17 protein-coding genes are annotated in these 20,793 nt (G+C 71.5%); 9 read left to right on the top strand and 8 right to left on the bottom strand.

All coding sequences use genetic code 11. The features are described from left to right. Positions 1–62 precede the first annotated feature (62 nt). From BLQ62_RS22780 to BLQ62_RS22760, 5 genes are all read left to right on the top strand, one after another. Positions 63–2,213: a solute carrier family 23 protein gene (locus tag BLQ62_RS22780; protein ID WP_068532110.1), complete on the top strand. Its 2,151-nt coding sequence runs from the start codon at positions 63–65 to the stop codon at positions 2,211–2,213. 218 nt (positions 2,214–2,431) lie between these two features. Further along, on the top strand, positions 2,432–3,082 hold the full coding sequence (locus tag BLQ62_RS22775; RefSeq protein ID WP_139061776.1) for a phosphatase PAP2 family protein: 651 nt from the start codon (positions 2,432–2,434) through the stop codon (positions 3,080–3,082). Further along, positions 3,054–3,743: a response regulator transcription factor gene (locus BLQ62_RS22770; protein ID WP_068563825.1), complete on the top strand. Its 690-nt coding sequence runs from the start codon at positions 3,054–3,056 to the stop codon at positions 3,741–3,743. Before BLQ62_RS22775 ends, BLQ62_RS22770 begins: the two co-directional genes overlap by 29 nt. Further along, positions 3,740–5,158 (top strand): sensor histidine kinase, encoded by a 1,419-nt coding sequence (locus tag BLQ62_RS22765; protein ID WP_068563828.1) that lies wholly within the window; start codon positions 3,740–3,742, stop codon positions 5,156–5,158. Before BLQ62_RS22770 ends, BLQ62_RS22765 begins: the two co-directional genes overlap by 4 nt. Positions 5,159–5,167: 9 nt before the next feature. Then, a complete protein-coding gene (locus BLQ62_RS22760; RefSeq protein WP_068531972.1) occupies positions 5,168–5,965 on the top strand; it encodes a glutamate racemase in 798 nt (265 codons plus the stop codon). A 160-nt stretch (positions 5,966–6,125) separates the two neighbouring features. Here the strand turns inward: BLQ62_RS22760 and BLQ62_RS22755 are convergent, their stop codons facing one another. From BLQ62_RS22755 to BLQ62_RS22725, 7 genes are all read right to left on the bottom strand, one after another. Further along, on the bottom strand, positions 6,126–6,659 hold the full coding sequence (locus BLQ62_RS22755) for a hypothetical protein (RefSeq protein WP_068531974.1): 534 nt from the start codon (positions 6,657–6,659) through the stop codon (positions 6,126–6,128). Positions 6,660–6,760: 101 nt separating this feature from the next. Next, the gene (locus BLQ62_RS22750) at positions 6,761–7,780 is read right to left on the bottom strand and encodes a DUF4331 family protein (RefSeq protein WP_068563830.1); all 1,020 of its coding nucleotides are present in this window, start codon (positions 7,778–7,780) and stop codon (positions 6,761–6,763) included. 76 nt (positions 7,781–7,856) lie between these two features. Beyond that, positions 7,857–8,111: a DUF6510 family protein gene (locus tag BLQ62_RS22745; RefSeq protein WP_068531977.1), complete on the bottom strand. Its 255-nt coding sequence runs from the start codon at positions 8,109–8,111 to the stop codon at positions 7,857–7,859. A 1-nt stretch (position 8,112) separates the two neighbouring features. Further along, positions 8,113–8,862 (bottom strand): FAD-binding oxidoreductase, encoded by a 750-nt coding sequence (locus tag BLQ62_RS22740; RefSeq protein WP_068531979.1) that lies wholly within the window; start codon positions 8,860–8,862, stop codon positions 8,113–8,115. Beyond that, positions 8,859–9,449 (bottom strand): molybdopterin-dependent oxidoreductase, encoded by a 591-nt coding sequence (locus BLQ62_RS22735; protein WP_068531980.1) that lies wholly within the window; start codon positions 9,447–9,449, stop codon positions 8,859–8,861. The genes BLQ62_RS22740 and BLQ62_RS22735 overlap by 4 nt, the downstream gene beginning before the upstream one ends. Positions 9,450–9,617: 168 nt before the next feature. Then, positions 9,618–11,195: an ABC transporter permease gene (locus BLQ62_RS22730; RefSeq protein ID WP_068563832.1), complete on the bottom strand. Its 1,578-nt coding sequence runs from the start codon at positions 11,193–11,195 to the stop codon at positions 9,618–9,620. After that, complete coding sequence (locus BLQ62_RS22725; RefSeq protein ID WP_068531983.1) at positions 11,192–12,088, bottom strand: ABC transporter ATP-binding protein; 897 nt, start codon at positions 12,086–12,088, stop codon at positions 11,192–11,194. The genes BLQ62_RS22730 and BLQ62_RS22725 overlap by 4 nt, the downstream gene beginning before the upstream one ends. 65 nt (positions 12,089–12,153) lie before the next feature. Here BLQ62_RS22725 and BLQ62_RS22720 point away from each other — a divergent pair, with 65 nt between their 5' ends. Beyond that, entirely contained in the window at positions 12,154–12,615 is a 462-nt protein-coding gene (locus BLQ62_RS22720) for a GbsR/MarR family transcriptional regulator (RefSeq protein WP_197467272.1), read from the top strand. A gap of 115 nt (positions 12,616–12,730) precedes the next feature. Further along, on the top strand, positions 12,731–13,603 hold the full coding sequence (locus BLQ62_RS22715; RefSeq protein WP_068563836.1) for an aldo/keto reductase family oxidoreductase: 873 nt from the start codon (positions 12,731–12,733) through the stop codon (positions 13,601–13,603). An 83-nt stretch (positions 13,604–13,686) separates the two neighbouring features. On the opposite strand, the gene BLQ62_RS22710 is transcribed toward BLQ62_RS22715, so the two are convergent. Continuing rightward, on the bottom strand, positions 13,687–14,466 hold the full coding sequence (locus tag BLQ62_RS22710) for an ABC transporter permease (RefSeq protein WP_068563839.1): 780 nt from the start codon (positions 14,464–14,466) through the stop codon (positions 13,687–13,689). Positions 14,467–14,685: 219 nt separating this feature from the next. Between BLQ62_RS22710 and gltB the strand changes: the two genes are divergently transcribed. Both gltB and BLQ62_RS22700 read left to right on the top strand, forming a co-directional pair. Beyond that, positions 14,686–19,293, top strand: coding sequence for a glutamate synthase large subunit (gene gltB / locus BLQ62_RS22705; protein ID WP_068531991.1), 4,608 nt, complete (start codon positions 14,686–14,688; stop codon positions 19,291–19,293). Then, positions 19,286–20,752: a glutamate synthase subunit beta gene (locus BLQ62_RS22700; protein ID WP_068531993.1), complete on the top strand. Its 1,467-nt coding sequence runs from the start codon at positions 19,286–19,288 to the stop codon at positions 20,750–20,752. Before gltB ends, BLQ62_RS22700 begins: the two co-directional genes overlap by 8 nt. Positions 20,753–20,793 lie beyond the last annotated feature (41 nt).

The following is a 20,793-nucleotide window of genomic DNA, read 5'->3' as shown; positions in this document are numbered from 1 at the left end:
CTTCACGGAACCTTCACGACGTCGCGGCGGAGCGGCCACACCACGCCGCCACAGTGGTGCCCATGCAGGAGAAACTCAGAGACATAGCGCGTTTCGACGGTCCGTCGTCGATCGTCGTCTTCCTCGTCGCACTACCGCTGTCCCTCGGCATCGCGCTGGCCTCGGGCGCCCCGCTCATGGCGGGGCTCATCGCCGGCGTGATCGGCGGCATCGTCGGCGGCCTCCTGGGCGGCTCGCCACTGCTGGTGAGCGGCCCCGCGGCCGGCCTGACGGTGGTGGTCGCCGAACTCATCGCGACCTTCGGCTGGAAGGTCACCACCGCGATCACCGTCGCCGCCGGCCTCGTGCAGATCGGCCTCGGCCTGAGCAGGATCGCCCGTGCGGCGCTGGCGATCTCGCCGGTCGTCGTGCACGCCATGCTCGCGGGCATCGGTGTGACCATCGTGATCCAACAGGCGCACGTGCTGCTCGGTGGCTCCTCGCGCAGCTCGGTGCTGCAGAACCTCACGGACCTGCCCGCGCGGATCGGCGCGCTGCACTGGCCCGACCTCGCGGTGGGCCTCGTGGTGATCGCGGTGATGGTGATCTGGCCGAAGCTGCCCGCGCAGTGGCGGCGCGTCCCCGGCGCCCTCGTCGCCGTGACCGCCGCGACGGTCCTCTCGCTCGTCGCCGGGATGAACGTCGAGCGGATCCGGTTGAACGGCTCCATCATCGACGCGATCGGGCTGCCCGCGATGCCCACCGGCAACTGGGGCGCGGTCGCCCTCGGCGTGCTCACCGTCGCGCTCATCGCCAGCGTCGAGTCCCTGCTCTCCGCCGTGGCCACCGACCGCATGCACGACGGACCGAAGACGAAGCTCGATCGTGAGCTGGTCGGCCAGGGCGCCGCCAACACGGTCTCCGGCCTGCTCGGCGGCCTGCCCGTGACCGGCGTCATCGTGCGCAGCGCCACCAACGTCGCGGCCGGGGCGCGCACCCGCTGGTCCGCGGTCCTGCACGGCGTGTGGCTCCTCCTCTTCTCCGTCGCGCTGTCCGGCCTCGTCGAGAAGATCCCGACCTCCGCGCTCGCGGGCCTGCTCATCGTGATCGGTGTGCAGCTGGTGAAGATCTCCCATGTCCGCACCGCCCGCCGCACCGGCGACCTGCTGGTCTACGCCGTCACCATCGGCGGCGTGCTCTTCCTGAACCTGCTCGAGGGCGTGCTGGCCGGCCTCGTGGTCGCGCTGGTGCTCGTGCTGTGGCGCGTGGCGCGGGCCCACATCGTGGCCGAGGTCGACGGCGCCGGGCGCTGGCACGTCACCGTCGACGGGACACTGTCCTTCTTCTCCCTGCCGCGCCTGACCCGGGTGCTCGCCACGGTGCCGCCCGAGCAGGACGTCGCGATCGAGCTGACCGTCGACTTCCTCGACAACGCCGCCGCGGAGGAGATCCAGGAGTGGGCGCGGCGCTACCGCGCGGCCGGCGGCACCGTCACCGTCGACGACCTGGGCGGAGCCGCGCTCGACGCGGCCGCCACCGTGACGCCGCGGCGCGCCACCGAACGGCCGGCCGAGCGCGGCCTGCTGCCCTGGCGCGCGCACGCCCGCGGCGGTCTGGCCGACGGCATCGCCCGCTACCACCGGCGCCACGCGTCGCTGCTCAGCGACGACTTCGACCTGCTCAGCGGTGGGCAGCGGCCCGAGGCCCTGTTCCTGACCTGCGCCGACTCGCGGGTGGTGCCGAACGTCATCACCGGTAGCGGCCCGGGTGACCTGTTCACCGTCCGCAACGTGGGCAACCTGGTGCCGCCCGCGGGCACGGACCCGTCGATCGAGGCGTCACTGGCCTACGCCGTCGACCAGCTCGCGGTGCGGCAGATCATCGTGTGCGGGCACTCGGCGTGCGGGGCGATGGGCGTCGCGCTCACCGCACCGGCGGTGTCCCCGACCATCGAGCGGTGGATCGAGCACGCGGCACCGTCGACGGAGGCCTTCCGCGCCGGCCACCCCGTGCGCCGCGCCGCCGCCGACCTCGGCTTCGACGACGCGGACCAGCTCTCGCTGGTCAACGTCGCCGTGCAGGTGGCTGCGGTGGCCGAGCACCCGCTGGCGCGGGCCGCGGTGGCCGCGGGCCGGGTCGAGGTGATCGGCCTGTTCTTCGACATCGCGTCCGGCCGGGTGCTGCGCGTGACGGACTCGGCGGTCGTGGAGGCGGAGACCCTCACCCACGCCTAGCGGCCGTCGGCGCGGCGTCGCGGAGCTCACCCTCCGCGGCGCCGCCGCTCTCTGCCCGAGAATCGGGTTCAGCGACGGTCCGCGGCAGGAAATCGCCGCGGACCCTCGCAGAACCCGAATTTCGGGCGGCGGCGACCCGGTGGATTGCGACACGATTGTGACGAACGTGGGGTCGAACGGAGGACTTCGGGCGACGAGAGGGCAGAATGCTGGGCGTCATGTTCGCAAGCACTCGCCCCTGGACCGCCGCGACGACGGCCGTTGTCACCGCTCTCGCGCTGGCCGGCCTGTACCTCGCGGTGGTCGGCACGTCGACGGGCCAGAACGTCGACCACGAGCTCATGCGGTGGATCTCCGCCGCCTTCGGTGTCGAGAACCCCGTGGAGGGGGCGCTGGGCCGCTACCAGCTGCCGATGCTCGCCGTGGGCGGCGTCGTGGTGGCCGCGGTCGTCGCGAGCCGCAGGTCGAAGACGGTCGCGGTCTCGGCGGCGCTCGTCCTGTTCGGGACGGTCGCCAGCGCCTACGTGCTCAAGGCGCTCCTGGACCGCCCCTCGTTCGGCATCGGCCCGATGCTCAACTCCTTCCCCTCGAACACCGTGGCCGTGGTCGCCGCGCTCGCCGTCGTCCTCGTGGGCTCCGCGGCCCGGCCCTACCGGTCGCTGGCCGTCCTGCTGGCGGCATCCGCCGGTTTCGTCGTCTCCGTCCTGGTCGTCGCCCAACAGTGGCACCGGCCGGGCGATGTCCTGGGAGCATGGTTGGTGGCGGTCCTCGCCGCCGCCGTCGTGCGGGTCGGCCAGGCCGCCTGGGCGTGGACGTCGGACGTGGAAGGGAGCCTCACCGGTGGTCAGACTGCTGCTCATCGAGGATGATCCCGCGATCGTCGATGCGCTGGCGCTCTCGCTCGGGCGGCTCGATCACGCCGTCGAGCACCTCACCGCCGCGACGGACGATCTCGAGGAGCGCGTGGGCGCCGTCGACGCCGTGATCCTGGACGTCGGCCTGCCCGGCGAGGACGGCTTCGCCGTGTGCCGCCGCATCCGCCGCTCCAGCGCGGTTCCGATCCTCATGCTCACGGCCCGCTCCGACGACATCGACACCGTCGCGGGGCTCGAGGCCGGCGCCGACGACTACGTGGTCAAGCCGGTCAGCCCCCGCGTACTGGACGCACGGATCAAGGCGGCCCTGCGCCGCTCGGCCCCGGCCGCCCCCGCGGAGGAGGAGCCGCAGGCGCCGCCCGCCGACGGTCCGCTGGTGATCGACCGGGCCGGCGCCGAGGTCCTGCGCGACGGTGCGCCGCTGCCGCTCACGCCCACGGAGAAGCGCCTGATGTACGCCTTCGCCGATCACCCGGGCCAGGTGCTCAGCCGCGAGCAGCTGCTCGCGATGGCGTGGAACCAGGACTTCCTCGGCGACTCCCGCCTCGTCGACAACGCGATCCTGCGGCTGCGCCCCAAGATCGATCCGCCCGAGGGGGCCAGTCACATCGAGACGGTGCGCGGCTTCGGCTACCGGTTCCGGCCCACGTCATGACGGGGCGGGCGCCCCGGCCCGCGCTCATCGCCGGCCTGCGCAACCGCATCCTCGCGATCGTGGTGATCGTGACCTGCGTGACGGCGGGGGTCACCGGGCTCTCGGTGGCGATGGTGGTGCGGGACTGGGTGTACCAGGACGCGCAGGACGCGGTGCTGACCACGTTCCGGCACGACATGGACAATTTCGAGCGGTACCCGATGCGCGAGCCGGGAATGGGGGTGCCCGGGTCCGACGAGCCGGTGAGCGCCTTCGCCGCGCTCAGCGCGGACTACCTGGTGGAGGTCGATGGGGACGCGGTCCAGCCGGGCATCGGGATCCGCCCGCAGGACATTCCGCGGGAGATGCGCGCCGAACTGCAGGGGATGCCGACGCTCTACCGATTCCAGCGATTGTCGGGAGGGCGGGTCCTGGTGGCGCACAGCGTCTCCAAGCGTGCGACCCCCGGCGATTCGACGATGGTGGTCTACGGCGTCCAGCCGCTCGAGGACGTGGGGCCGCGGTTGAGCCGACTCACGTTGCTGGTGGTGGTCGCCGTGGCGGGCAGCGCCCTCCTCGGCATCCTCGTGGCACTCGTCGTCGCGCGCACGGTGATCCGGCCGCTGAGCCGCATCCAGGCCGTCGCGGCGCGGGTCACCGACGGCGACACCGAGGCCCGCCTGCCCGCGACCGAGGTGACGGAGCTGCGCGACCTCACCGAGACGTTCAACGCGATGCTCGACCGGCAGATCGAATCGATCGACGTGCTGCGCAACCAGGACGCGCGCTCGCGGCGGTTCGTCGGCGACGTCTCGCACGAGCTGCGCAGCCCGCTCGCCGCCCTGGTGCCCGCCGCGGAAGTGCTGCGCGAGGAGGCCGCCGCCCTCCCGCTCGGGCACGACCTGCGGCGCGCCTCCGAGCTGGTGGCCTCCGAGGTCGACACCCTGGCCGGCCTCGTCGACGACCTGCTCGAGATGACGCGTCTCGACGCCGGCGCCGCGGAGGTCCGGCGCGCGCCCTTCGAGCTGGTCGGCGCGCTGCGCGAGGCCCTGGACGCGCGCGGCTGGGAGGCCGTCGCGCTCGACGGTGCGCCGCTCACCGTCGAATCCGACCGCCGCCGCGTGGTCGCGGTGGTGACCAACCTCGTGGGCAACGCGATCCGGCACGGCGCCCCGCCGGTGACGGTGACCGTGGCGCCCGTCCCCGACGGTGCCGTCGTCGAGGTGCGCGATCACGGGCCCGGGGTGCCCGCCGGTGACGAGGAGCGGGTCTTCGGCCGGTTCGCCAAGGCGCAGGAGGCGCGCTCGCGCGGTGCGGGCGGGGGAGCGGGGCTCGGCCTCGCGATCGCCCGGGACAACGCGCGGTTGCTGGGCGGCGACGTCGATTACCGGCGCGAGGGCGCCACCACCGTCTTCCGGTTGCGGCTCGCCCGGTAAATTCGGGTCATGCGTGTAGCGGTGATCGACTCCGGTTTCGGGATGGTCAACTACGCCGACGCCCTCTCCCGCGTGCGCCCCGACACCGAGTTGGTGCTGGCCCGCGACCCCGACAACATGCCCTACGGCCTGCTCGAGCCCGCCCGGATCTCCGAGTGCGTGGTCGCGATGGCCGGCGCCGCGGCGCGCCACGGGGTGGACGCGATCATCGTCGCTTGCAACACGGGCTCCATGTACGCCCTGGAGGCGGCGCGCGCACGGTTCGAGCCCGCGATCCCCGTGGTCGGGGTGGTGCCCGCCATCCGTCCGGCCGGGTCGACGGGGCGCCCCTTCGCCGTCTGGGCCACCGCCGCGGCGACGGTGAGCGACTATCAGACCGCTTTGATCGAGGCCTTCGCCGACCCGGCGCTGGCGCACCGCATCCCCTGCTACGGGCTGGCGGAGGCGATCGACTCCGGCGATCCGCAGCGGGTGACGGCGGCGATCGACGCCGCGGCGGCGCTGACGCCGCCCGACATCGAGTCGGTGGTGCTCGGCTGCACCCATTACGGCCTGGTCAGGGAGCCGATCGTGGCCGCGCTGCGGCAGCGGACGGGGCGCGAGGTGGCCGTCTTCGACTCGCCCGAGCCCGTCGCGCGCCAGACCCTGCGCCGGCTCGGTGTGGAGCCGGGCGGGCCGTCGGAGCTCGGCGCGGTGGTGGCCGTGCTCGAGTCGGGGCGGCCGGGCGCGCTGCCGGCGACGCTCGCGGCCTACCCGGCCGGGCGGCTGCTGCTGGAGCGGTGCGGGCGCGGCGCGAAAACGCCGTGACAAAGACGATCGCGATGAGATATATGCATCATCGCAACTCTGCTGTTATCCTGAGGGAGCACTGACCGCAGCTGACTCGCTCGCTGCGGTCAGTAGTCATTTGCAGGGCTTTTGATCTGAAAAGTTAGCCGAACTTCTCTCAGGTGAAACCTCAAGCGTCTCAGAGCATGAGATCGTCGGCCGTGACCCGCAGCCCGGGGTCCGTCAGGAGTCCCGAGAACAGCGGGGCGGGTACGGCGAAGTGTTGCGCGGGGCGCACCGTCAGTAGCACCATCGCCCAGGCCGGCTGCACGGATTCGAGGTTGGCCCGCTCCAGGACGATCGTGTTCACGGGGCTGTCGATCCGGATCCGCGTGGCGTTGCTCCCCGCGGCCCAGCGTGCCCCGGGCCGGAGCACTCGGCGGTTCTGCAGCCACGCGCAGACGAGCGCGACGATCGGCAGTTCGACGGCGACCAGCGCGAAGAATCCGCCGCCGATCGCCGCCCCGAGCAGCCACCCGCTGCCCGTAGCGATGCAGATCGTGGCGGCGACCAGGCCCACGACGACCGCGAGGAGCAGGGTGCGCCGCCACAGCCGGCGCGACCGGATCACCGACAGGGTCGCCCGCCGCGCATCGCCCGGGCCGGCCACCCATTCCACGGTGGTGTCGGGGATGCGATCGTCCGGCTCATCGGGCTGCTGCTCGCTGTTCACCGATGCAGTCTCACATGTCGCGCGCCCCACGGGCGGGGCGGGACGACGGAGGCCGCCCCGACGGCATCGTCGGAGCGGCCTCGGCCGGGTTCGGTGATCCGCTACGCGAAGTCGACGAAGAAGGGGAACTGCGACGTCATGCGCGCCGGGTTGGGCGCGATGCCCGTGCCCAGCGCCGAGTTGGTGACGAAGACCAGGGCGTTGTCCATCACGTTGTCGGACAGGCTGCGGCCGTTGATCCCGGCGAAGTCGAACGAGGCGAACGAGCCGATGACGTAGGGGAGCGTGGTGGCCCCGAAGAGCGCCAGCACCCGGTCGGCGTACGCCTCCGGGTCGCGGGAGGTCTTCGCGGCCGTGACGTACTGCGCGATCCGGGTGCGCGCGGCCGCGAGCACGGCGGTGTTGTCGCCCGACGGCGCGGTCCGGTTGTACGCGTCCTTCGTCTCCGCGTCGGGGAGGAAGATGTGCGTGAACAGCGGCAGGCCCCAGCGGTTGACCTGCTGCTCGGGCGCGTGGCCGTAGAGCGAGACCGTGGCCCAGCTGTGCACGCGCGCACCGGCACCGCCGAGGAGCGAGTTCGGCACCTCGAGCACGATCGTCGCGACGGAGCGGCCGTCGAAGCCGTTCTCCTTGTTCTGGAAGCGATCGGGCCGGTACTCGCCGCGTGCGAAATCCTCCTGGAAGGCGTCGAGCGCCACGTGGTCGCCGCCGAAGGCGTCGAAGCTGACGGCCGCGTACGCACGTACTCCGTGCTCGCCGGTGACGGTCTCACCGGTCAGGCCCTTGGCGAGGAGCTCGCCGTCGGCACCCTTCGTCGCGTCGTCGCCGGTGGCCATGACGACCTCGAGCTGCTGCGCGTGGCCGTTGCCCCGGTCGACGTGGACGGTCTCGTCGAAGCGGAACTTGAACGTCAGGTTCTCCGTGTCGTCGCCGTCGGTGTCGAAACGGAAGGCGTACAGGCCCTCGTCGCGGAACGGCGCGGTGGCGAACTTCTCCGCCGCGACGGGGTTGACGGCCATCGCCATCACGGTGGTGTCGGGGCCGCCCTCGAACAGGTAGAAGTCGGTGATGTTGAGCCGGGGATCCTCGTCGGCGCTGGGGATATCGAAATGGTGCGACATGGCTTGTCCTTCAGGTCAGTACGGATGATCGCAGCGAGGGATCGCCGATCACGGAGAACGAGGACGCTGTGCGGGCCTAGCGGAGGGTGAGCGCGGCGACGCCGGTCAAGCGGCACCGCCAGGTGCCCTCCCGCTGGACGAGCACGGTCAGCACCGCACCGCAGGAACGGCACCGGATCACCATGCCCATCGGCGAGGCGTAGACCACCGCGACGCAGAACGGGTCCGTTTTCGCGCATTCGGCGCATTCGGCCAGCGCGGCCGAGACGTCGATACCGAAGACCTCGGCCAGCGGGCCGGTCGCGACATTGCCATCGAGTGCTGTTACCACGTCACTTGCCTCCGAATCGTTCGGTACGGATCGACTGCGCCGGGTAGCCGAGGCTCGTGGCCCAGTTCGCGACGGTCTCGACGAAGACCGTCGGGCCGCAGATGTAGAGGGCACTCGATTCCGCCGGGGGCACGACGAGCTCGGCGAACTCGTCCTGGGTCAGCCGCCCCGCGGGCCGCTCGGCCGTGTCCTCGCGGGTGTGGATCACTCGGACGTCGGTGTGCTGCAGGGCCTGCAGCTCGGCGTCGAACATCACGTCCTGCGCCGTCCGCACCGAGTACAGCAGGCGTACGGGGTTCGGGTTCTCCGCTTGCTCGTTGGCCTCGGCCATCGGGAACAGGGGAACCACCCCGGAGCCGCCGGCGATCAGCTGCACCGGGCCCTCGTGCTTGTCCGGGCGCCAGATGAAGTAGCGGCCCAGCGGGCCCTGGATCTGGACCTCGTCGCCCACGGCGAGGTCCTGCACGAGGTACGGCGAGACCTCGCCGTCCGGGACCTCGGCGACGGCCAGCACGACCCGCCGCTGCGGGCCGTAGGACGCGAGCGAGTACGAGCGGGTGGCCTGGTAGCCGTCCGGCGCCGTGAGCCGCAGGTCGGCATGGGCGCCCGCGTCGTTGCCGGGCCAGGTGGGCACGTCGAAGACCAGCCGCCGGGAGGTGGCCGATTCGGGACGGGCCTCGACGAGGCGGGCGCGGTGCCAGCCGGCGTGGGGCGGCTTCGTGCGGCGCACGGTGTTCGACGGTGCGCTCATGCGTAGCGCTCCTCGAGGAACGGATCACCGTGGAGGTGGTAGCCGTTCTGCTCCCAGAAGCCGGGGTCGTTGTCGTCCATCAGCTGCAGGGTGCGCACCCACTTGGCGCTCTTCCAGAAGTACAGGTGCGGCACCAGCAGCCGGGCGGGGCCGCCGTGCTCGGGATCGAGTGGCGCGCCCTCGGCCTCGGTGGCGATCCAGGCCTGGCCGTCGAGCAGCTCGTCGAGCGCGAGGTTGGTGGTGTAGCCGTCGTACGAGTGGGCCATCACGTAGTCGTTCGTCGTCTCGATGTCGGCGAACAGCGCATCGAGAGGAACACCGCGCCACGGCATCTGGAGCTTGCTCCAGTGGGTCACGCAGTGGATGTCGGTGGTGATGTCCTCGACCCCGAGGTCCTGCAGGCCCTGCCAGTCCCAGCTGTGCTTCTCACCCGTCTCGGTGATGATGGTCAGGCTCCACCGGTCGGTGCTCACCTGCGGGGTGGGTCCGACCGAGAGGACGGGCCAGTCGTAGGCCAGACGCTGTCCGGGCGGGAGGGACGGATCGACCCTCCGCCGCTGGCCGAACCCCTTGTTCACGATCGCCATGTCTCCACGCCCACCTGTTGTCGCCGACTTTTGCGCAAGCATAACCCGAAGGGAGGGTGCTCGAACCGCGGATGCGCAGCTTGATCGCGGGCGGTCGCCGCCGGTCGCGACCGGGCCCGTCCGCCGCACCCGGAACGCTCGTTCTCCGGACGCGACGGACGCGGACCGTCAGGCCGCGAGGTCCCGGCGGGACTCCGAGAACGCGGCCGCGATCAGGCCCGCGGCGGCGATCACGAGCAGGACGAGCGTGGCGGCAGTGAAGACCGTCGCCCCGGGCTGCGTCGCGACGTGCTTGAAGGGCGAGGCGTCGGCGACCCAGTCGGGCAGACCCAGCACGTCGGCGACCATGGTCATCACGCACAGCGCGAGGACCACCCAGCCGACGGAGGCCCAGCGGGCCGAGATCGCGCCCGCGAGGGCGGCGATCGCGGTGATCACCCACACCGCGGGCAGGGCGGCGAGCGCGGGCACGATCAGCTGGCGCCCCGCGGTGAGCGAGACGCCCACGCCCAGAGCGAGACTCACCAGTCCCGTCGCGATCACGGCGGCGGTGAGATGCGAGACGTACCAGCGCAGGCGCGGCACGGGGCCCGAGAGCAGGTACTCCGCGTGGCCCGAGGTCTCCTCGGAGCAGGCGGTGTTGACGATGGAGATGCCCAGCGCCGCGACGGCGAGGCCCATGATCGAGAACTCGGCACCGAAGAAGATGTCGAGCAGGCTCGAACCGGAGCCGCCGAGCCGCTCGAGCATCTCGCGGGTGCCGGCGTTGCCGGCGAGCGAATCGATCGCGCTGCCCATGCCGCCGAAGGCCAGGCCCACCGCCAGCATGCCGATGCTCCAGCCGATCAGCTGGCCGCGGTGCAGCCGCCAGGTGAGCGCCTCCGCCGACCCGAGCAGGGCGCTGCCGCGCTCGCGGCCGCGCCCGACGGGGATGAGGCCGGCTCCGAGGTCGCGCTGCGCGGCGATGCGCAGCGCGGCGACCGTGAGCACCGCCGCCGCCACGAGCAGCAACAGGATCGGCCAGGCGCGGTCGCCGGCGTACGGGCGGATCTGCTGCGCCCAGCCGAGGGGCGAGAGCCACGACGCCCAGCCGGGCTCGGCGGGCGTGCCGTCGCTGCGGATCGACGAGACGTCGCCGGCGGCGCGGAGCAGGTAGGCCGCGCCGAGGCCCACGGCGAACAGGCCGCGGGCGGCGCGCGCCCCCTCGGTGACCTGGGCGCACAGCAGTGCGAAGGCGGCGAAGACGATGCCGGTGAAGGCCCACAGTGCGCCGAAGAGCATGCTGCCCTTGGTTTCCGCGCCCATGCCGACCAGCACGAGCGCGCTCAGCACGCCGATCGCGAGGCTGAGCACCGTCGACTCGATGAGCGCCGCGAGCGGGGGAGCGGTGCGGTCGATCGCGGAGGCGCCCAACATCTCCCGGCGACCCGATTCCTCGTCGGCGCGGGTGTGTCGGATCACCAGCAGGCCGGTGAGCAGACCGAGCGCGGCCGCCATCATGACGACCATCTTGATCATGCCCACGGCGCCGGTGGTGGCTGCGTAGACGGGGCCGAACAGTGCGACGAGAGAGGGGTTCTCGCTCGCGGCACGGGCCGCGGACTCCAGCGCCGCCGGGTCGGCGTAGTTGGTCTTCGCGGTGGAGTAGGCGGAGGCGGCCATGGCCACGTAGAGCAGCAGCCACACCACCAACTGGATCCGGTCGCGCCGCAGCACGAGCCGGAGGGTGGCGCCGAGGCCGGTCATCGCGCGGCCCCCGCGGTGTCGTAGTGCCGCAGGAACAGCTCCTCCAGCGTGGGCGGGCGGCTGGTCAGCGACGTGGGGCCGGCGGCGGCGAGCTCGGTGAGCACCCGGCCGAGCTCGGAGGCCTCGACGCTGAACGAGAGCCGGTCACCGTCGGCCTGCAGATCGTGCACGCCCGGGCTGTTCGCGAGATCGACGGCGCGCGAGAGCGTCGCCTCCACGCGGGTGCGCGAGAGGTGCCGCAGCGAGTCCAGCGAGCCGGTCTCGACGGTGGCCCCGTCCTTGATGATGGTGACGGTGTCGGCGACGCGGTCCACCTCGGAGAGGATGTGGCTGGAGAGCAGGATCGAGGTGCCCTCGGCCTTCGCCTCGGCGAGGCACTGCGTGAACACCTCCTCCATGAGCGGGTCGAGGCCGGAGGTCGGCTCGTCGAGGATCATGAGCTCGGCGCGGGCGGCGAAGGCGGCGACGAGCGCGACCTTCTGCCGGTTGCCCTTGCTGTAGGTGCGCGCCTTCTTGGCGGGGTCGAGGGCGAACCGCTCGATGAGTTCCGCCCGGCGCGCCTCGTCGAGGCCGCCCCGCAGGCGGCCCATGAGGTCGATGATCTCGCCGCCGGAGAGGTTGGGCCACAGGGTCACATCGCCGGGGACGTAGGCGAGGCGGCGGTGCAGTTCGGGCGCCTGGGCCCACGGATCGCCGCCGAGCAGTTCGACGGTGCCCGATGTCTTGCGGAGCAGACCGAGCAGGACGCGGATGGTGGTGGACTTACCGGCGCCGTTGGGGCCGAGGAAGGCGTGTACCTCGCCCGGGGCCACGTGCAGATCGAGTCCGTTGAGTGCGTGTGCGCTGCCGAAGGTCTTGGTGAGGCCCTCGACGCGGATGACGTCGGTTGTCATGGCGATGACGCTATACCCGTTTCACAAATTTGTGAAGTGTCCGAATTCTGGCTATGGTGACCTGCATGGATGCGCCGGACTTCGTGGAGAACATGGCAGCCGCGTTCGTGGATGCGGGCATGCAGCGCATGGCCTCCCGCGTCTTCGCCGCAGTGCTGACCTCGCCGGAGGCGGCGCTCACGCCGTCGCAGATCGCCGAGAAGCTGCAGGTCTCCGCGGGGGCCGTGTCGGGCGCCGTGCGGTACCTCGAGCAGACGAGCATGATCCGCCGCACGCACGTTCCGGGGTCGCGGCACAGCCTGATCACGCTCGGCGACGACATCTGGTACGAGGCCTTCGCCGCGCGCAACCCGATCCTCGAGCGCTGGCGCGACGTGGCGACCGAGGGGATCGAGGAACTGCCGGCCGGGGGGCCGGCCGCGGAGCGCCTGACGGTCATGCGCGACTTCTTCGAGTTCATGATCACCGAACTCCCCGAGCTGATGGAGCGCTGGCGCCAGGTCCGGCTGGAGAAGCACGGGCACTGAACCCGGGGCCGTATTCGGGCATCGCGGACGGGGCGGACCGTCGCCGCGCCGCGCGGCGGCCGGGGCGCGATACTGGATGCGGCGCACGCCCGTTCCCGCACGAAGGAGTTCTCCCATGACCGCACCCACCCCGCCCGGCGGCACGTTCGAGCTCGGCGGCGACCTGACGGTCACCCGGTTCGGCTACGGCGCGATGCAGCTCGCGGGCCCGCACGTCTTCGGCCCGCCCGCCGACCGCGATGCGGCGATCGCCGTACTGCGCGAGGTGATCGCGCTCGGCATCACGCACATCGACACCAGCGACTACTACGGCCCCTTCGTCACCAACGAGATCATCCGCGAGGCGCTGCACCCGTATCCGGAGTCGCTGCGCATCGTCACGAAGGTCGGCGCCCGGCGCGACGACACCGGCGGCTGGCCGCCGGCCCTCGAGCCCGACGACCTGCGCCGCGCCGTGGACGAGAACCTCGAGCGCCTCGGTCTCGACGTGATCGACGTGGTGAACCTGCGGGTCGGCGACTTCGACACCCCCAGCCCCGGCTCGATCGCCGAGCCCTTCACCGTGCTCGCCGAGCTGCAGCAGCAGGGCCTGATCCGGCACCTGGGGGTGAGCACCGTGACCGCCGAGCAGGTCGCCGAGGCGCAGTCGATCGCGCCCGTGGCGTGCGTGCAGAACTTCTACAACATCGCTCACCGCGTCGACGACGAGCTGGTGGATTCGCTGGCGGCGCAGGGCATCGCGTACGTGCCGTACTTCCCGCTCGGCGGCTTCAGCCCGCTGCAGTCGGACGCGCTGAACGCCGTCGCGACCCGGCTCGGCGCCACCCCGATGGCCGTCGCCCTCGCCTGGCTGCTGCAGCGCTCGCCGAACATCCTGCTGATCCCGGGCACGTCGTCGATCGCGCACCTGCGCGAGAACATCGCCGGCGCCGCGCTGGAACTCCCGGACGACGCCGTCGCCGAGCTGGACGCCATCGGCGCCCGCTGATCCTCGATGCGTGTCGGTGACGACACGCCGGTGCTCGGTCGCAGAAACGCACCGAGGCTCCGTCGGCGTGCCGCCGTCCGCGGTCAGTAGTTCCGGGGGCCGGTCTCGTAGCGTCCGGCCGCGGCCAGCCGGGTGACCGCCACGATCGCGATCGGCGTGACGCACAGGATGGCGAGCAGCACGTAGAGCTGCATGATCGCCGCCGCCAGCGGCGAGGCGCCGCCGAGCACCATGCCCACGAACGCGCCGGGAATGGTCACCAGCCCGACGGTGCGCGTCTGGTCCAGCGCCGGGAGCAGGGCCGTCGCGGCGGCGTCGCGCGCCAGCTCCAGCCGCACGAGCACCGGGTCGAGGCCGAGCGCGAGGCCCGCCTCCAGCTCACCCCGGCGCGCCGCCAGCTCCTCCAGCGCGCGCTTGCCGGCCAGACCCGCGCCGGCCATCGCCGCGCCGATCGCGCTGCCCGCCACCGGGATCACGGCGATGCCGCGGGCGGGCAGCACGCCGGTGGCGATGAGCGCCACGGCGAGCACGGCGGCCGGTCCGGCGACCACGGCCGTCGTCGCCGCGAGCTCGGCGCCGCGCGGTCGCCGGCCCACGATGCGCCGCGCCGCCGTCCACCCGGCCGTCGCGCCCATGACGAGTACGAACACCGCGGTGAACCACAGGCTGCGCACGATCAGGCTCAGCGCCATCCCGAGCACCGCCAGCTGCACCACCGCCCGCGCCGTGGCGCCGAGGATCGCGGGTCCGTACCCGGTGCGGCCGAGCCAGGCCACGGCCGCGCCCGTGAGGGCGAGCGCGACGAGGGCGACGGCGAGGCCCGGCCCCACCGCCAGCAGCCCGTTCTGATCGCTTCCGGTCACGTCCTGGAAACCTAGCCGAAACGCACGGCCGTCGAGACCGGTCCGCGGCATCGTCGCAGGTCACCGCCGGTAAGGTTCACCTTTCATTTGGTGATCCGAGGTGGGGAAACTACAGTTTTCGGTACAGCCAACGATGCCTGAGGTGATCTGCCGTCCCCGATCACCGAACCTTGAAGAACCCGTTCCGCCGTGAGGCGCTGCGTCTAAGGCAGGTATTCGATGAGCCGATTCGTCCCCCCGGGCCCCCAGGGTCTGTACCACCCCGCGAACGAGCACGACGCCTGTGGCGTCGCCTTCGTGGTGGACATGCACGGACGCAAGTCCCGGGACATCGTCGAGAAGGCCATCACCGCCCTGGTCAACCTCGAGCACCGCGGTGCGGCGGGCGCCGAGCCCAACACCGGTGACGGCGCGGGCATCCTGATCCAGGTCCCGGACCGCTTCTTCCGCGAGGTCGTCGACTTCGAGCTGCCGCACCAGGGCGCCTACGCCACCGGCATCGCCTTCCTCCCGCAGGCCGCCGCCGAGGCGACCAAGGCCGCCGAGGGCGTCGAGCGCATCGTCGCCGAGGAGGGCCTGACGGTCCTCGGCTGGCGCGATCAGCCCACCGACGACGGCTCGCTGGGCGCGCTCGCCCGCGACGCCATGCCCACCATGCGCCAGGTCTTCATCGCCGGAACGGATTCCGACGGTGCGCCGCTCTCCGGCATGGACCTCGAGCGCCGCTGCTTCGTGATCCGCAAGCGGGTCGAGCGCGAGCTCGGCACCGACGGTGCCGGCGCGGGCTCGCAGGGCCAGGAGTCGGTGTACTTCCCGTCGCTGTCCGGCCAGACCTTCGTCTACAAGGGCATGCTGACCACGCCGCAGCTGCGCGGCTTCTTCGTGGACCTGCAGGACGAGCGGGTGGAATCGGCTCTGGGCCTGGTGCACTCGCGCTTCTCCACCAACACCTTCCCGAGCTGGCCGCTCGCGCACCCGTACCGCCGCGTCGCCCACAACGGTGAGATCAACACCGTCAACGGCAACGAGAACTGGATGCGCGCCCGCGAGGCGCTGCTCGACGTCTCGGCGTTCGGCGAGGACGCCGTCGACAAGATCTTCCCGATCTGCACCGAGGGCGGCTCGGACACCGCGCGCTTCGACGAGGTGCTCGAGCTGCTGCACCTCGGCGGCCGCAGCCTGCCGCACGCCGTGCTGATGATGATCCCCGAGGCGTGGGAGCGGCACCAGGACATGGACCCGGCCCGCCGGGCGTTCTACGAGTACCACTCCTCGCTCATGGAGCCGTGGGACGGACCGGCCTCGGTGTGCTTCACCGACGGCACCGTCATCGGCGCCGTGCTGGACCGCAACGGCCTGCGCCCGTCGCGCATCTGGGTCACCAAGGACGGCCTCGTCGTCCTCGGTTCCGAGGTGGGCGTGCTCGACATCGACCACTCCGAGGTGGTCTACAAGACCCGCCTGCAGCCGGGCCGCATGTTCCTCGTGGACACCGCCCAGGGCCGCATCGTCTCCGACGAGGAGATCAAGGGCGAGCTCGCTGCGGCCGAGCCGTACCAGGAGTGGCTCGACGAGGGCCTGCTGCGCCTGAAGGACCTGCCGGACCGCCCGCACACCGTGATGGCGCACGACCGGGTCACCCAGCGGCAGCAGATGTTCGGCTACACCACCGAAGAGCTGGACATCCTGCTCACCCCGATGGCGAAGACCGGCGCCGAGGCGATCGGCTCCATGGGCACCGACACCCCCGTCGCCGTGCTCTCGCTGCGCCCGCGCCTGCTGTTCGACTACTTCCAGCAGCTCTTCGCGCAGGTGACCAACCCGCCGCTCGACGCCATCCGCGAGGAGATCGTCACCGCGCTCGGCGGCACCATCGGCAGCGAGTCCGACCTGCTCAACCCGTCGGCCATCAGCTGCCGCCAGATCCACCTCGAGCAGCCGATCCTCAACAACGACGAGCTGCAGAAGCTGGTCAAGGTCAACGACGACGGCACCCTGCCCGAGTTCCGCTCCGTGGTGATCCCGGGCCTGTACCACGTCGCCGAGGGCGGCAAGGGCCTGCGCGAGGCGCTCGACACCGTGCGCACCCAGGTCTCCGAGGCCATCGCCGGCGGCGCCCGCCTGATCGTGCTGTCGGACCGCAACTCCGACCGGCTGCTCGCGCCGATCCCGTCGCTGCTGCTCACCGCCGCCGTGCACCACCACCTGGTGCGCGAGCGCACCCGCACCAAGGTCGGGCTCATCGTCGAGTCCGGCGACGCCCGCGAGGTGCACCACATGGCCGCGCTCATCGGCTGCGGCGCCGCCGCGGTCAACCCGTACATGGCCTTCGCCACCATCGAGGACATGCACCTGCGCGGCGAGCTCAACGGCACCCCGCTGGAGAAGCTCAACGCCAACTACGTCAAGGCCGCCGGCAAGGGCGTGCTCAAGGTGATGTCCAAGATGGGCATCTCCACGCTCGCCTCGTACACCGGCGCGCAGCTGTTCCAGGTCATCGGCCTCGCGCAGGACGTCGTCGACGAGTTCTTCACCGGCCTGCAGAGCCAGCTCGACGGCATCGGCCTCGACGAGATCGCCGCCGACGTCGCCGCGCGGCACAAGCGCGCCATGAACGACCGCCCCGAGGAGCTGGCGCACCGCGAGCTCGAGGTGGGCGGCGAGTACCAGTGGCGCCGCGAGGGCGAGTACCACCTGTTCAACCCGGACACCGTCTTCAAGCTCCAGCACGCCACGCGCACCGGGCAGTACAAGGTGTTCAAGGAGTACACGAAGCTCGTCGACGACCAGAGCGCGCGGCTCGCCTCGCTGCGCGGCCTGTTCCGGTTCGTCAGCGATCGCCCGTCGATCTCCATCGACGAGGTGGAGCCCGCCAGCGAGATCGTCAAGCGCTTCTCGACCGGCGCGATGAGCTACGGCTCGATCTCCGCCGAGGCGCACGAGACGCTGGCCATCGCCATGAACCGCCTCGGCGGTCGCTCGAACTCCGGTGAGGGCGGCGAGGATCCGCGTCGTTTCACGCCCGACGAGAACGGCGACTTCCGCCGCTCGGCGATCAAGCAGGTCGCCTCGGGCCGGTTCGGTGTGACCTCGCACTACCTGAGCAACTGCACCGACATCCAGATCAAGATGGCGCAGGGTGCCAAGCCGGGCGAGGGCGGCCAGCTGCCCCCGCACAAGGTGTACCCATGGGTCGCCGAGGTCCGTGGATCGACGCCGGGCGTCGGCCTCATCTCGCCGCCGCCGCACCACGACATCTACTCGATCGAGGATCTCGCGCAGCTGATCCACGACCTGAAGAACGCGAACCCGCAGGCGCGGATTCACGTGAAACTCGTCTCGGAGCTCGGCGTGGGCACCGTCGCCGCGGGCGTCTCCAAGGCGCACGCCGACGTGGTCCTCATCTCGGGCCACGACGGCGGCACCGGCGCCACCCCGCTGACCTCGGTCAAGCACGCGGGCGCGCCCTGGGAGATCGGACTCGCCGAGACCCAGCAGACGCTGCTGCTCAACGGTCTGCGCGACCGGATCGTGGTGCAGGTCGACGGTCAGCTCAAGACCGGCCGCGACGTCATCGTGGCCGCGCTGCTCGGCGGCGAGGAGTTCGGTTTCGCGACCGCGCCGCTCGTGGTCTCCGGCTGCATCATGATGCGCGTGTGCCACCTGGACACCTGCCCGGTGGGCGTCGCGACCCAGAACCCCGTGCTGCGCCGCCGGTTCACCGGCAAGCCCGAGTTCGTGGAGAACTTCTTCCTCTACATCGCCGAGGAGGTGCGTGAGCTGCTCGCCGAGCTGGGCTTCCGCACCCTGCAGGAGGCCGTCGGCCAGTCGCAGATCCTCGACACCACCGACGCGCAGGCCCACTGGTCCGGCGCGAAGGCGGGCAAGCTCGATCTCTCGCCGATCCTGGCGCAGGTCGACTCGCCGTTCATGAAGCAGGACCCGTTCTGCAGCCAGCCGCAGGACCACGGCCTCGAGAAGGCCCTGGACCAGCAGCTGATCTCGCAGGCGCGGGTGGCCGTGGACACCGGCGCGCCGGTGAGCATCGAGACGCCGATCTCGAACGTCAACCGCACCGTGGGCACGATGCTCGGCCACGAGGTGACCAAGGCGCACGGCGCCGACGGCCTGCCCGAGGACACCATCGACATCACCTTCAAGGGCAGCGCGGGCAACAGCTTCGGCGCGTTCGTGCCGAAGGGCATCACGCTGCGCCTCGAGGGCGACGCCAACGACTTCGTGGGCAAGGGCCTCTCCGGCGGCAAGATCATCGTCCGGCCGGCGCGCAACGCGCCGGAGGAGTTCGTCGCGGGCGAGAACATCATCGCCGGCAACGTGATCCTGTTCGGCGCCACCGCCGGCGAGGTGTACCTCAACGGCAAGGCGGGCGAGCGGTTCGCGGTGCGCAACTCCGGTGCCCTCGCGGTGGTCGAGGGCGTGGGCGATCACGGCTGCGAGTACATGACCGGTGGCCGCGTCGTCGTCCTCGGCGACACGGGCCGCAACTTCGGCGCCGGCATGTCCGGCGGCGTCGCCTACGTCTACAACGCCGATGGCCGGTTCGAGCGCGACCTCAACACCGAGCTGGTGGAACTGGAATCGCTCGACGAGTCCGATCTCGAGTTCGTTCACAGCGCCGTGACGAAGCACTACGACTACACGGGTTCCGCGGTCGCGGAGCGCGTGCTGGCCAACTGGCCGCGGGAGCGCCAGCTCTTCGCCAAGGTGATGCCGCGCGACTACAAGCGCGTCCTCACCGCCATCAAGCGCGCCGAACTCGACGGCCGCAACATCGACGACGCAGTGATGGAGGCCGCTCGTGGCTGATCCGCAAGGCTTTCTGAAGAACAACTCGCGCGAGCTGCCGGTCCGCCGGCCGGTCCCGCTGCGGCTCCTGGACTGGAACGAGGTCTACAAGCCCTTCGACGGGACGACCCTGCGCAAGCAGGCCTCCCGGTGCATGGACTGCGGTATCCCGTTCTGCCACAACGGCTGCCCGCTGGGGAACCTGATCCCTGAGTGGAACACGCTGGCGTACAAGGACCGCTGGCACGACGGCATCGAGCGGCTGCACGCGACGAACAACTTCCCGGAGTTCACCGGGCGGCTGTGCCCCGCGCCGTGCGAGGCCTCCTGCGTCCTCGGCATCAACCAGGACCCCGTCACCATCAAGCAGGTCGAGGTCGAGCTCATCGACAAGGCCTTCGACGAGGGCTGGGTCTCGCCGCAGCACCCGACCAAGCTGACCGGCAAGAAGATCGCCGTCGTCGGCTCGGGCCCGGCCGGCCTCGCTGCGGCGCAGCAGCTCACCCGCGGCGGCCACACCGTGACCGTCTTCGAGCGCGCCGACCGCATCGGCGGCCTGCTCCGCTACGGCATCCCCGAGTTCAAGATGGAGAAGCGGCACATCGACCGTCGCCTCGCCCAGATGAACGCCGAGGGCACCGTCTTCAAGACCGGCGTCAACGTAGGCGTCGACGTGACCGTCGAGCAGCTCCGCGAGGACTTCGACGCCGTCGTGCTCGCCAACGGCGCGACCGTCTGGCGCGACCTGCCGATCCCCGGCCGCGAGCTGGACGGCATCCACCAGGCGATGGAGTTCCTGCCCTGGGCCAACCGCGCCGCGGTCGGCGACGACGTCGTCGACGAGAACGGCCTGCCGCCGCTGCACGCCAAGGACAAGAAGGTCGTCATCATCGGCGGCGGCGACACCGGCGCCGACTGCCTGGGCACCTCGCTGCGCCAGGGCGCGGCCAGCGTGCATCAGTTCGAGATCATGCCGACGCCGCCGCGTGAGCGCGCCGAGTCGACCCCGTGGCCGACCTACCCGCTCATGTACCGGATCAGCTCGGCCCACGAGGAGGGCGGCGAGCGCGTCTTCTCCGTGAGCACCGAGGAGTTCATCGGCGAGGACGGCAAGGTCACCGGCCTCAAGGCCTACGAGGTCAAGATGGACGGCGGCAAGTTCGAGAAGGTCGAGGGCACCGACTTCACCCTCGAGGCCGACCTGGTGCTCCTCGCCATGGGCTTCGTCGGCCCGCAGCGCGACGACCTGCTCGACAAGCTCGGCGTCGAGTACAGCGAGCGCGGCAACGTCGCGCGCGGCGACGACTTCCAGTCGACCGTGCCCGGCGTCTTCGTGGCCGGCGACGCGGGCCGCGGCCAGTCGCTCATCGTATGGGCGATCGCGGAGGGCCGCAGCGCCGCGGCCGCCGTCGACCGGTTCCTCATGGGCGACACCGCGCTGCCCGCGCCGATCGTCCCCACCACCGCCCCGCAGCGGTAACCCGGCGGCACCGTCGGACGAGAAAGGCCGGCTCCCTCGCG

The sequence above is a fragment of the Tsukamurella pulmonis genome, from assembly GCF_900103175.1.
GTDB classification, from domain to species: Bacteria; Actinomycetota; Actinomycetes; order Mycobacteriales; family Mycobacteriaceae; genus Tsukamurella; species Tsukamurella pulmonis.
This window is presented reverse-complemented; position numbering and strand designations above follow the sequence as displayed.